We start from the raw sequence: 11,780 nt of genomic DNA, 5'->3' as shown, positions 1-11,780 counted from the left end.
ACCCAGAGAAGGAGACCCGCATTGGAACGCAGCCTTGCCCATATCGCCCTGTTTGCCGCGCTGATCTCGGTCCTGGGCTTCCTGCCCCGGATCGACATGGTCGCAGGCGTGCCGATCACCTTCCAGTCCTTCGGCGTCATGCTGGCCGGAGCCGTGCTGGGCGCGAGGAAGGGCGCGCTGGCGGTGCTGGTGTTCATCGGGCTGCTCGCCCTGGGCCTGCCGCTGCTGTCCGGGGGCGCAAACCTGTGGTCGGTGCTCTACACCCCGCGTATCGGCTATGTGCTCGGCTTCCCGGTGGCGGCCTACGTCACCGGCTGGCTGACCCAGCGCCTGACCGCGTTGCCGCTGACCTTTGCCGCCGGCGTGGCGGCGGTGGGGGGCGGGATGATCGTGCTTTACACGATCGGCATCCCTGTGGCCGCCTACATGAACGACCTGACGCTGGCGGAAACTGCGGCCGGCGCGGTGGCCTTTCTGCCGGGCGACATGATCAAGGCGATCGCCACGGGGCTTGTCACCGGGCAACTGGCCCGGATGCGGCCCGGCGTGGTCCAGTCACGCGCCTGAGGCTTCGACCAGAAGCGCGGTCCCGATCCCGCCCGCCGCGGCAATGGCGGCAAGGCCCCGGCCCTGCCGCAGCCCGTGGAACAACCGGACCGCAAGGATCGCCCCAGAGGCCCCGACCGGATGGCCCCGGGCAAGCCCCCCGCCCGCAGGGTTGACGATGGCGGGGTCAAGTCCCGCTGCCTCGACCACCGCGATGGCCTGGACGGCATAGGCTTCCATCACTTCGGCCATGGCCAGCGGCTCTCGGCGCCAGATCGCCCGGATCGCGGCGACCGGGGCCAGCCCGGGTTCGGTCGGGTCGCCCCCGACGGTCCGGCCCGCAAGCAGAGCGAGGCCCCGCCCCCGCGCAATCCGGTCGCTGACCACCAGACAGACCGCAGCGGCATCGGCGGCGACGGCGGCGGTGGCGGCGGTGATGCTGCCCTGCACCACCGGGGCGCGGGAGAGAAGTCGGGGGGTGAGCGGTCGGGGGAAGGCGTCGGCTGTCACCCCCTGAAGCGGCACGATTTCCGGCGACAGGTCGGCCCGCAGCGCCTTGTCGTGGCTGGCCACCGCCCAGGCCTCTTGCCGGTCGCGCCCGATGCCCAACCGCCTTGCCAGCGCCTCGGCGGCTTCGGCCATCCCCGGATTTCGATCCGGCCAGGGGGTGAACGGGGCCTCGTCATAGGCGACCGGCGGACCGCCATCGGGATCGGTGCGCAAGCGCAGGGGGCGGCGGGAATAGCTTTCGACGCCCCCGGCAAGGACGACCTCAGCCGCGCCGGAGTCGACCAGCGCCCGAGCCAGAAGAATGGCATCCAGCCCCCCGGCGCATTGCCGGTCGATGGTCAGCCCGGCAACCGATTCGGGCAGCCCGGCGGCCAGCGCGACCCGCCGCGCCGGGTTGCCTCCCGCTCCAAGGGCGTTCGACAGGATCAGCTCGTCCACCTGACCGGGGGCGATTCCGGCATCGGCCAGACAGGCGGTCAGGACCGGGGCCGCGAGGTCCTCCAGCGACAGCCGCGCAAAGGCCCCCCCGCGCGGCACGACGGCGGTCCGGCGCGCGGCGATCAGGCGGGCCATGGCAGGCTTGCCCCCAGCGCGTTGAAATCGGTCTTGCCCGAAGCGAGAACCGGCCAGTCCTGCCGCCAGATCACCGCCTTCGGCGCGCGCGTCGGGCCGAGGGTTTGGCGGAGCGCGGTCAGGATGGCCGCCTCCTGCCCAGCGTCGCCCTGCAGGATCGCCACCAGCACCTGGCCGCGGATCGGGTCAGGCCTTGGCACCACGGCCGCCCGGGTGACACCGGGCATCGTTTCCAGGAAAAGCTCGATCTCTTCGGGAAAGACGTTCTGGTCGGCGACGGTGACCATGCGTCCGGCGCGGCCTTTCAGATAGAGAAAACCGCCCCTGAGGTCGCCGATCTCGCCCACGGACAGCCAACCGTCGCGCCAGCGGGTGGGGGCGGTTTTCGGATTGAGCGCTGACGCGCAAGCCTCTTGTCTCGCCTCTGCGCGCGAAGGGCGCGCAACCGGCTCGGACATGCCTCCGGCGGGGATATTTTGTGCAGGGAAAGGCGAGGCATAGCCCAGGAAAAGGTAGGGGCTTTTGACCCAGACTTCGCCGGTCGGATCGAGGTGGAGATCGACACCGGGATAGGGGCGGCCGACGGAAGGGTCAGGGGTGGTCTCGTCAGCAAGGGTGATGAAGCTGGTCTCGGCGGCGCCGTAGAATTCGCGGATGCAGGCGTTCGGGGCGAGGGTCGCAAGGCGGGCGCGGAGGGTGGCGTCAAGCTTGGAGCCGCCGACAAGGATGAGGCGGAGGTCGGGGAGGGTTTCAGGGCCGATGAGAAGGCGAAGCTGGGCCGGGGTGGCATAGAGGTGGGTGATCTGCCTGTCGGCCAGCGCGGCGCGCTGGCGGTCGGGGCGGAGGTCGGCGAGGAGGTGGACATGGGCGCCGAGGTGCAGGCCCTCGATCGCGCCGTAGAGCGCGAGGGAATGGACAAGGCGGCCAAGCGTGGCGACGCGCGCGCCGGGGCCGATGCCGAGCCGCGCGTTGACGGCGAAGCTGGCGGTCCAGGACCCCTGGGTGCGGCGGATGCGCCGGGGTTGGCCGGTGGAGCCGGAGGTCAGGGTCTCAAGGATCGGCTGGTCATGGGGTTCGGGCGGGGGTTGGTCGGGTGCCCCGATGCGGAAGGCCGGGAGGTCGAACGCCGCAGCGAGGCCCGAGGCGCTGTCAGGCAGGACCGGCCCGGAGGCGGCTGGGACGGGTGGCACGTCAGCCCCCGAGCTGTCGAAAAGCCGGGCCTCGGGGTGCCAGCGGAAGCGGTCGGTCATGCCATGAGAAGCGAGGCGATCCGGCGCAGCGCCAGAAGGTAGCCATCCGTCCCGCAGCCTGCGATCACCCCGTCGGCGCGGGACGAGACGTAGGAGTGATGCCGGAACGCCTCGCGCTTGTGGATATTGGAGATGTGGACCTCGATCACCGGGCCGTCATAGGCGTTCAGCGCATCGAGGATCGCGACCGAGGTATGCGAATAGGCACCGGGGTTGATGATGATCGCCGCCGATGTGCCGCGCGCCTCGTGGATCCAGTCGACAAGCTGGCCTTCGTGGTTCGATTGCAGGGCGCGGACCGCAAGGCCCAGTTCCTCGGCCAGATCCGAGACCCTGGCCGACACGTCGTCCAGCGTCTCGCGCCCGTAGATCTCGGGCTGGCGCAGGCCGAGAAGGTTCAGGTTCGGGCCGTTCAGAAGGGTGACGAGCTTCGGCATTTCGGGGTCCGCACTTTGGGGTCGCGCGAGAGTAGCCGATATGCTTGCGGGGACAACGGGCAAAAAATCGGCGGCTTTCCGGGGGCCTGCTGGGGACAGGTCGGAAAGCCGCCCAGGGAGACGCCGTTGGCCCTGACCGGGGACGCGGTCAGGCGACTTTCTCGAGGACGAGTTCGGGCAGGATGCCGAGGGCCCGGACGACTTCGCGGGTCAGGTGCGGGCGGTTCAGGGTGTAGAAATGCAGGTCCTCCACCCCGCCCTGGAGCAGCCTGTCGCAAAGCTGGGTGCATTGGGCGAGCGCAAGCAGTTCTTCACGGCCGTCGCGGGCGGCGGTGGCGAAGGCTTCGTCCAGTTTCTTCGGCACGGTGGCTCCGCAGCGGCGGGCGAATTTCCTGGCGCCCTCCCACGAGGTGATCGGCAGGATGCCGGGGATGATCGGCGCGGTGATCCCGGCCTTGGCGCAGGCATCGCGGAAGCGGAAGAAGGTGTCGGCCTCGAAGAAGAACTGGGTGATCGCCGATGAGGCGCCCGCGTCGATCTTGCGTTTCAGCCAGGTCACGTCGGAGGTCGCGTCGGCGGCATCGGGGTGCGGCTCGGGGTAGGCGCCGACGCGGATGTTGAACTTGCCCGTTCGGGCCAGTTTTTCCACCAGTTCGACAGAGTTGGCAAAGCCCAGGGGATGCGGAACAAAGCGTTGCGCGCCTTTCGGGGCATCGCCGCGCAGGGCGACGATCTCGGTCACGCCGGCAGCGGCATAGGCCTCGGCGATGGCCAGCGTCTCGGTCTGCGTGGCATCGACGCAGGTCAAATGCGCGGCAACGGGCAGGCCGTAGTTGCGGTGGATGGTCGAGACCGCCTCATGCGTCAGCGTCCGCGTGGTGCCGCCCGCGCCATAGGTGACGGACACGAACGACGGCTGCATCGGGGCCAGGGCCTGAACCGTCTCCCACAGCCGGAACGAGGCGTCCAGCGACTGCGGCGGGAAGAATTCGAAACTGATACGGGGCGTGGCCATTGTCGTCTCCTTCATTGCCCCCTTGTCGCAAATCGGCGCTTGTGAGACCAATTCATAATTCTCACGATCTTCATGAGGTTCATTCATGTACATCGAGCTGCGCCACTTGCGGACCATCCGCGCGATCCAGCAGGCGGGGGGGCTTGCCCGCGCGGCAGAGATGCTGAACATGACGCAATCCGCGCTGAGCCATCAGGTGAAGGGGCTGGAAGATCAGGCGGGGATGGAGCTGTTCGTGCGCCGCTCGAAACCCATGCGGCTGTCGGCAGCGGGGGTGCGGATGCTGCGGGCAGCGGAACGCATCCTGCCCGAGATCGACGCGATGGAAGAGGAGTTCCGCGCCCTGCGCGCCGGGCGGACGGGCCGCTTGCATATCGCGATCGAGTGCCACGCCTGTTTCGACTGGCTGTTCCCGGTGCTGGAGATGTTCCGCCACGCCTGGCCCGAAATCGACGTGGACATCCGGGCGGGGTTGGCCTTCGAGGCCCTGCCCGCGCTGAACCGCGAGGATGTGGATCTGGTGATCTCGTCGGACCGCGAACCGCCGCCGGGGATCGTGTTCAACCCCCTTTTCGACTACCACCCGACCTTTGTCGCATCGGCGCAGAACCCCCTTGCCGCAAAGGATTTCATCACGGCCGAGGATTTCCGCGATCAGGTGCTGATCACCTACCCGGTCAGCCGCGACAAGCTGGACGTGTTCAGCGAAATCCTGACGCCCGCCAAGGTCGAGCCTCGCGCCCAGCGGACAGCAGAGCTGACGGCGGTGATCCTGATGCTCGTGGGCTCGAACCGTGGCGTGGCCGTGCTGCCGGACTGGGTGATGCGCGAGGTGAAGACGAACGCGGATTACATCACGCGGCCCTTGGGGCCAGGGGTGGTGACAAAGCGGATGTATGCGGCCACGCGGGAAGAGGATGCGGCCAAGCCCTACATCGCGCATTTCCTGCGGCTGGCACGGTCCGAGCCGGTGAAACTCCAGCGCGGGTGATCGGCCGGGCACCGGAATTTTCGAAAGTTCCGGACCGATTTCTTGGAAGAAATCGGCGCTTGGCGTCAGGCGCGGATCGTGTCGGCCAGGGCCTTGAAAAGCGAATCGTTCGCGGCGATCAGCGCCCCGTCCAGGGGATCGGTGCCTTCGCGCAGTCCTTCCACCAGACCACCGGCTTCCTTGACCAGAAGGATGCCTGCCGCCACATCCCAGGCGGAAAGCTCGCGCTCCCAATAGCCGTCGAACCGGCCCGCCGCGACATAGGCGAGGTCCAGCGCCGCCGCCCCCCAGCGTCGGACACCGGCGCAGGCGGGCATCAGGCGGCCGAGGTCCTTCAGCATCGCGGGCAGCGTCGACTTGGCACCGAAGGGCACGCCCGTGGCAAACACCGCCTCATGCATCGCCCGCCGCCCAGACACGCGCAGCCGCCGGTTGTCGTTCAGCCAGCAGCCCGCGCCCTTTTCGGCCCAGAACATCTCATCCTTGGCCGGATCATAGACCACGGCACTGACGATCTCGCCCTTGTGCTCCAGCGCGATGCTGACGGCCCAATGCGGCATCCCGTGCAGGAAATTGGTGGTCCCATCCAGCGGATCGACGATCCAGCGCCGGGTCGGGTCGGCCCCTGCGGTCACACCGGTTTCCTCGCCGATCCAGCCATAGGTCGGGCGGCCGCCGAGGAGTTCCTCCTTGATAAGCCGCTCGGCCTCGCGATCCGCCTTCGAGACGAAGTCCCCCGGTCCTTTGGTGGAAACCTGAAGGTTCTCGACCTCGCGGAAGTCCTTGACCAGGCTGCGGCCCGCCTTGCGCGCGGCCTTGATCATCAGGTTGAGGTTGGCCGAGCCTTGCATCATCCGCTCCCGCAGCTTTTCAAGCCCGGCGCTATAGCGGGTCGGGGGCCGGAAAGGAAGGGGGCCGCGGGCCTACTGGACGATCACCACGCGCGTATTCTCCATCCCCTCGGCCTTGACCATCTGGAACAGGATCTTCGCGTTGTCGGGATGCAGCCGGACACAGCCGTGGCTGGCGGGCTTGCCCAGACGCTTGATCTGGTCGGTGCCGTGGATCGCATAATTCCCGTCGTAGAAGATCGCATAGGGCATCGGCGCGTTGTTGTAGCGGCGCGAACGGTGGTTCTTCGACAGGAACTCGGGCTCGAAGGTTCCGGCCGGGGTGATCTTGCCCGCCTTCGCTGTCGAGACCGGCCAGGTGTAAAGCAGACGTCCCTCGTGGTAGACCTTCATGGTCTGCGTCGAAATCGAGACACGGGCCAGAACCCGGTCGGCAAGGGCCTGCCCGGGCAGGAATGCCAGGACCAGAGCAAGCGCGGCAAAATGGCGGCGCATGGAAACCTCCGAATGTCTGCATCAATTCAGGGGCAGAATTCCCGCCCTGCCGCAGTAGTCAATGAAAAGGCGGCAAAAATCCGGTCAGGAATCCCGGATTTGTGGCGGGTTTCGGTCAACCGTCGTCTGGCCCGGGCGCAATCAGCGCGCCGATCACCGGGCCTTGCAGCTCGCGCAGAAGTTTGCGGCGGATCGCGGCGGGATAATCGGTCTGCATCGGCGCGCTTTCGACAAAGGCTCCGGGGCCGCGGATCACTTCGGTCCGGTAGTAGTCCAGGATGCCGGCCTCGTGCTCGCCGACCGCCAGTCCGTTCACGGTGATGCCGGTGAAATCCTCGCGCTCATAGGTCCGGGCGACCGAGATGCCCTCGTTGTTCTGTCCGTCGCCCGCCACGTCGATCACCCGGCGGTCGCAATCGGGCGCATCGTCCATCAGCGCCCGGCCATAGCGCAGCGCATCGCCAAGCGCGGTGGCCAGCCGGGCCGGAGGCCGGGGCGTGCGGCGCACGGTCCAGATCACCCGGTCCAGCGCCTCGGGGCTGTCGAGCCGGACCCAGGGCTGCACCAGGTCCTGATAGCCACGTCCCGACCAGTAGTAGACGGCCAGGACGACCTCTCCGTCGGCCGCAAGGATCGCCCGCCGGATCTCGCGATCCTCCAGCGCCAGGGCCAGGCCTTCGGTCTGGATGATGTAGTCCTGCGAATCGATGGAGCGCGAGATGTCGACGGCAAGCGCCAGGGCCAGGCGGCAATCGGCCAGGACCGGGGTGGCAAGTCCGGCCCCGAGGCCCAGGGCAGCACGGCGCAGAAGGTCGGCAAGCGGCGGCATGGCATCCCCCTTCCCTGCGCAATCCTGCGCCGGACCGCCCCTGCCGTCAAACGGGCTCAGCGGCGACGGCGCACCAGGGGCACGTTCGACCGCGATGCCTGAAACCGGGTTTCGGGATGCGGCGGGTGGCCTTCGGTCGCCTGCCAGTACCGGCGTGCCCCGCGCCGCATCCAGGCGGGCAGCGTCAGGACAAGACCCGCGACAAAGCCTCCGACATGGGCCCAGTAGGCGACCCCGCCCTCATCCCCCGGCACCGAGACGCCCGAGCCGATCTGGATCACCAGCCACAGGCCCAGAACGATCCAGGCAGGAATGGCGACGATGCGGAAGAAGATGATGAAGATGAACAGGACATCGACCTTCGCCCTGGGAAACAGCAGGAGATAGCCACCCATCACCCCCGCGATCGCGCCCGAGGCGCCCACCATCGGCACCGGGGATCCCGGGTCCGGCAAGGCCTGCGCCAGCCCCGCCACCACTCCGCAAGCCAGATAGAAGATCAGAAAGCCGAAATGGCCCATCTCTTCCTCCAGGTTGTCGCCGTAGATCCAGAGAAACAGCATGTTCCCGGCCAGGTGCATCCAGCTGCCATGCAGGAACATCGAGGTGACGATGGTCTCCAGCCCCTCGCCCGACAGGACGCGGGCCGGGACCAGGCCCCAGGTCATGAAGAATTCCTGCAGCTGCCATTCCGACCGCGAGGTGAAATATGCCAGGAAAATCAGAATGTTGCTCGCGATCAGCGCGAAGGTCACAAAGGGCGTGCGCCCCGAGGGGTTATGGTCGCGGATCGGAAACATGCGGCGCAGCCTTTCCGATCCGCAAGGAAGCGTCAAGCATCGGCGACGGCGGCCAGAAGCTGGGCATTGCCGCCCGAGGCCGTGGTGTCGATGCAGAGGTGGCGCTCCAGGTGGACATGGCCTGCGTCCGGCATCGCGATCAGCGGCAGGATCGGCCCCTTGCGCCGGGCAAGCGCCTGGGCATAGGGCCGTCCGGTGTCGGGCCCACCCCACCACAGCGCGCCGGAAAAGCCTTGCAGCGTGACCAGCGCCTCGCAAGGCAGGCCCGGCGCTTCGACCGCATGGCCGCCCAGCCTGCGGATCGCTTCGGCCTGTTGCAGGGCGGTCGCGCGGCCGGGGCCAAGGCACAGAAGCGGTGCACGCGGGATCAGCGTCAGGCGGTTCGACTCTCCCGTCGGACCGGGCATGTCCTCGGTGATCGGCGCCATCGCGGGCCGGGGGGTTGCCAGGGTCCGGGCGACCTCGTCGGGCGCTGTCTCCGCCGGATCCGGCAAGGCCTCGGGCACTGGCGCGACCGTGAACCGCGCCAGATAATGCGGCCCGCCCGCCTTGGGGCCGGTTCCCGACAGCCCCTCTCCCCCGAAGGGCTGCGAGCCCACCACCGCGCCGATCTGGTTGCGGTTGACGTAGGTGTTGCCGACATGCAGCCCGTCCACGATGTGCTGCACCCGGTCGTCGATGCGGGAGTGCAGGCCGAAGGTCAGGCCGTAGCCGGTGGCATTGATCGCGGCGATGACCCGGTCGATGTCATGGGCCTTGAAGGTGGCGATGTGCAGGACCGGGCCGAAGATTTCCCTCGGCATGTCCTGGATCCCTGTGACGGACAGGACGGTGGGGGCAACGAAGGTCCCCTGCCCCGGTGCCTTCAGCTCTTTCAGCACCCGACCCTCGGCGCGGGCGGCTTCCACATAGGCGCGGATGCCCGCCTGCGCCTCGGCGTCGATCACCGGACCGATGTCGGTGGACAGGGCCCAGGGATCGCCCAGCGACAGCTCCTCCATAGCGCCGAAGAGCATTTCGGACACGGTTTCGGCCACGTCCTCTTGCACATAAAGACAGCGCAGCGCCGAACACCGCTGCCCGGCCGACTGGAAGGCAGAGGCGATGATGTCCCGCACCGCCTGTTCGGGCAGCGCCGTGGAATCGACCAGCATCGCGTTCAGGCCCCCGGTTTCGGCGATCAGCGGGGCGGTGGGGTCAAGATGGTCGGCCATGGCGCGGCGGATCGCCTGCGCGGTTTCGGTCGAGCCGGTGAAGGCAACCCCGTTCACCCGCGGATCGCGGGTCAGCGCCGCTCCGATGGCGCCGTCGCCGGGAAGAAGTTGCAGCGCGGTCGGAGGCACTCCGGCGGCTAGCAGGTGGTCGACGGCCACGGCGGCGATCAGCGGGGTCTGTTCGGCGGGTTTGGCAATGACGGCATTCCCGGCGGCCAGCGCCGCGCCGATCTGGCCGCAGAAGATGGCCAGCGGGAAGTTCCAGGGGCTGATGCAGGCAAAGACGCCTCGGGCGGGGTGCGGCTGGGCGGTCTGGATGGCATAGTAGCGCAGGAAATCCACCGCCTCGCGCAGTTCGGATACCGCATCGGCCAGCGTCTTGCCCGCCTCCCGCGCCAGAAGCGCGAAGATACGGCCGAAATCGGCCTCCATACGGTCGGCGGCGCGGTTGAGGACAGTGCCGCGTTCCGGCGCGGCGGCGGCCCAGGGCTCGGCAAGGCGCAGGGCCGTGTCCACATCCGGCAGGCCTGCGGTGGTGACATGGCCGACCAGCGCGCCGGTTGCGGGGTTCAGCACCGCAAGCTGCGCGCCGCCCACGACCCGACCGGCCAGACGCGGGGCGGCGTCGATGCGGGCCTCGGCAAAGGGAGCGCGGGCCTTCTCGATCGCTTCAAGATCGGCGGCATCGGTCAGGTCCCAACCGCGCGAGTTCTTCCGCGCCCCGAACAGCGCCGGACCGGTCTTCAGCGCCGGGCTGGGAATGGTCGCCAGACCCTCCACCGCCGTCAGCGGGCAGGCGACGACGGTTTCCGGCGGGACCTCCTCATCGACGATCTGGTTGACGAAGCTGGAATTCGCGCCGTTCTCCAGCAGACGCCGGACGAGATAGGCCAGCAGGTCCCGGTGCGCGCCCACCGGCGCATAGATGCGGCAGCGCGTGCCGTGGTCGGTCAGCACGATGTCATGCAGCCGCTCGCCCATCCCGTGCAGACGCTGGAATTCGTAGTCCATCGGCGTCAGGCCCAGTTCGTCCGCGATATGCAGGACGGCAGCAACGGTATGGGCATTGTGGGTGGCGAACTGCGGATAGATGCGATCGGTCAGCGACAGCAGTTTCCGCGCATTGGCGATGTAGGACACATCGGTCGACTGTTTGCGGGTGAAGACGGGGAAGCTCTCCAGCCCCAGGACCTGCGCCCGTTTCACCTCGGCATCCCAATAGGCGCCCTTGACCAGCCGGACCATGATCCGCCGGTCCAGCTTCACCGCCAGCGCGTGCAGCCAGTCGATCACCGCCCCCGCGCGGCGCCCGTAGGCCTGCACCACCACGCCGAACCCGTCCCAGCCCTTCAGCGCAGGGTCCGAAAGGGTGGCCTCGATCACCTCCAGCGACAGGGCCAGCCGGTCGGCCTCCTCGGCGTCGATGTTGAAGCCCAGCCCCGCCGCCTTCGCCAGCGAGGCCAGAGCGCGGACGCGGGGGACCAGTTCCTCCATCACCCGCGCGCGTTTGGCGACCTCATAGCGCGGATGCAGCGCCGAGAGCTTGACCGAGATGCCGGGATTGGTGCGGATGTCGTTGCCCTTGGCCGCCCGGGCAATCGCCGTGATCGCGCGGGAATACGACAGGTGATACCGCCGCGCATCGGCCTCGGTCCGGGCCGCCTCGCCCAGCATGTCGTAGCTGTAGGTATAGCCCTTCGCCTCCATCTCTTCGGCCCGGTCCATGGCCGTGTCGATGGTCTCGCCCAGCACGAAGTTGCGGCCCATCTCCCGCATCGCGCGGGAGACGGCAGTGCGGATCACCGGCTCGCCCAGCCGCCGCACCGCGCCGCGCAGGGCACCCGCGATGCCGCCCTCGCGGTCGTCCAGCACCTTGCCGGTCAGCATCAAGGCCCAGGTCGAGGCATTGACCAGGCTGGAGGCCGATTTCCCCAGATGCCGGCCCCAGTCGCTGGGGGCGATCTTGTCCTCGATCAGCGCATCCATCGTCTCGGCATCCGGCACCCGCAACAGCGCCTCGGCCAGACACATCAGCGCGATGCCTTCGTCGGTGGACAGGCCGTATTCGGCAAGGAAGACCTCCATCAGCCCGGGCCGGGCGCTGGACCTTATGCGCCGCACCAGGTCGGCCCCCTGCGCCACGATGGCGGCGCGGGCGGGCGCGTCCAGCGCGGCCTCGGCCGCAAGGCGCTGGACCAGCGCGGTCTCGTCGGTCAGTGCGCCCGTCGTGATGACGGACCAGGCAGCAGGAGCGGTTTGATCTTTCATC

General features: G+C 68.4%; 11 protein-coding genes. 2 read left to right on the top strand and 9 right to left on the bottom strand.

Annotated elements, in window-relative coordinates; translation table 11 throughout:
• The first annotated feature begins 21 nt into the window (after positions 1–21).
• The gene (locus D5084_RS11770; RefSeq protein ID WP_128515688.1) at positions 22–567 is read left to right on the top strand and encodes a biotin transporter BioY; all 546 of its coding nucleotides are present in this window, start codon (positions 22–24) and stop codon (positions 565–567) included.
• Here the strand turns inward: D5084_RS11770 and D5084_RS11765 are convergent.
• From D5084_RS11765 to metF, 4 genes are all read right to left on the bottom strand, one after another.
• Positions 556–1,629, bottom strand: a complete 1,074-nt coding sequence (locus D5084_RS11765; protein WP_128515687.1) for a thiolase family protein — start codon at positions 1,627–1,629, stop codon at positions 556–558. The two genes, D5084_RS11770 and D5084_RS11765, sit on opposite strands and share 12 nt — an antisense overlap.
• The gene (locus tag D5084_RS11760) at positions 1,617–2,879 is read right to left on the bottom strand and encodes an AMP-binding protein (RefSeq protein ID WP_128515686.1); all 1,263 of its coding nucleotides are present in this window, start codon (positions 2,877–2,879) and stop codon (positions 1,617–1,619) included. The genes D5084_RS11765 and D5084_RS11760 overlap by 13 nt, the downstream gene beginning before the upstream one ends.
• Positions 2,876–3,316 carry a type II 3-dehydroquinate dehydratase gene (gene aroQ, locus D5084_RS11755; protein WP_128515685.1) on the bottom strand — a complete coding sequence of 147 codons (441 nt, stop codon included), beginning with the start codon at positions 3,314–3,316 and terminating at the stop codon, positions 2,876–2,878. The genes D5084_RS11760 and aroQ overlap by 4 nt, the downstream gene beginning before the upstream one ends.
• Positions 3,317–3,464: 148 nt before the next feature.
• A complete protein-coding gene (metF, locus tag D5084_RS11750; RefSeq protein WP_128515684.1) occupies positions 3,465–4,331 on the bottom strand; it encodes a methylenetetrahydrofolate reductase [NAD(P)H] in 867 nt (288 codons plus the stop codon).
• Between the two features lie 85 nt (positions 4,332–4,416).
• Between metF and D5084_RS11745 the strand changes: the two genes are divergently transcribed.
• Positions 4,417–5,322: a LysR family transcriptional regulator gene (locus D5084_RS11745; RefSeq protein WP_128515683.1), complete on the top strand. Its 906-nt coding sequence runs from the start codon at positions 4,417–4,419 to the stop codon at positions 5,320–5,322.
• A 65-nt stretch (positions 5,323–5,387) separates the two neighbouring features.
• Here D5084_RS11745 and D5084_RS11740 read toward each other — a convergent pair whose 3' ends face one another.
• The 5 genes from D5084_RS11740 to putA all read right to left on the bottom strand — a co-directional run bounded on the left by D5084_RS11740 (position 5,388) and on the right by putA (position 11,779).
• Entirely contained in the window at positions 5,388–6,173 is a 786-nt protein-coding gene (locus D5084_RS11740; protein WP_128515682.1) for an inositol monophosphatase family protein, read from the bottom strand.
• Positions 6,174–6,245: 72 nt separating this feature from the next.
• Positions 6,246–6,668: a L,D-transpeptidase gene (locus D5084_RS11735; protein ID WP_128515681.1), complete on the bottom strand. Its 423-nt coding sequence runs from the start codon at positions 6,666–6,668 to the stop codon at positions 6,246–6,248.
• A 115-nt stretch (positions 6,669–6,783) separates the two neighbouring features.
• A complete protein-coding gene (locus tag D5084_RS11730) occupies positions 6,784–7,497 on the bottom strand; it encodes a DUF1194 domain-containing protein (RefSeq protein WP_128515680.1) in 714 nt (237 codons plus the stop codon).
• A 56-nt stretch (positions 7,498–7,553) separates the two neighbouring features.
• Positions 7,554–8,297, bottom strand: a complete 744-nt coding sequence (locus D5084_RS11725; protein WP_128515679.1) for a rhomboid family intramembrane serine protease — start codon at positions 8,295–8,297, stop codon at positions 7,554–7,556.
• A gap of 32 nt (positions 8,298–8,329) precedes the next feature.
• Positions 8,330–11,779, bottom strand: coding sequence for a bifunctional proline dehydrogenase/L-glutamate gamma-semialdehyde dehydrogenase PutA (putA, locus tag D5084_RS11720; RefSeq protein ID WP_128515678.1), 3,450 nt, complete (start codon positions 11,777–11,779; stop codon positions 8,330–8,332).
• Between the last annotated feature and the right edge of the window lies 1 nt (position 11,780).

Source organism: Tabrizicola thermarum (genome assembly GCF_003574395.1).
GTDB lineage: Bacteria > Pseudomonadota > Alphaproteobacteria > Rhodobacterales > Rhodobacteraceae > Tabrizicola > Tabrizicola thermarum.
This window is presented reverse-complemented; position numbering and strand designations above follow the sequence as displayed.

Bases quoted from the DNA above. Each gene is read 5' to 3' on its own strand.
- D5084_RS11745 (WP_128515683.1), top strand. From the start codon at position 4,417: ATGTACATCGAGCTGCGCCACTTGCGGACCATCCGCGCGATCCAGCAG.
- D5084_RS11760 (WP_128515686.1), bottom strand. From the start codon at position 2,879: ATGACCGACCGCTTCCGCTGGCACCCCGAGGCCCGGCTTTTCGACAGC.
- D5084_RS11740 (WP_128515682.1), bottom strand. From the start codon at position 6,173: ATGCAAGGCTCGGCCAACCTCAACCTGATGATCAAGGCCGCGCGCAAG.
- D5084_RS11730 (WP_128515680.1), bottom strand. From the start codon at position 7,497: ATGCCGCCGCTTGCCGACCTTCTGCGCCGTGCTGCCCTGGGCCTCGGG.
- aroQ (WP_128515685.1), bottom strand. From the start codon at position 3,316: ATGCCGAAGCTCGTCACCCTTCTGAACGGCCCGAACCTGAACCTTCTC.
- putA (WP_128515678.1), bottom strand. From the start codon at position 11,779: ATGAAAGATCAAACCGCTCCTGCTGCCTGGTCCGTCATCACGACGGGC.
- D5084_RS11735 (WP_128515681.1), bottom strand. From the start codon at position 6,668: ATGCGCCGCCATTTTGCCGCGCTTGCTCTGGTCCTGGCATTCCTGCCC.
- D5084_RS11725 (WP_128515679.1), bottom strand. From the start codon at position 8,297: ATGTTTCCGATCCGCGACCATAACCCCTCGGGGCGCACGCCCTTTGTG.
- metF (WP_128515684.1), bottom strand. From the start codon at position 4,331: ATGGCCACGCCCCGTATCAGTTTCGAATTCTTCCCGCCGCAGTCGCTG.
- D5084_RS11765 (WP_128515687.1), bottom strand. From the start codon at position 1,629: ATGGCCCGCCTGATCGCCGCGCGCCGGACCGCCGTCGTGCCGCGCGGG.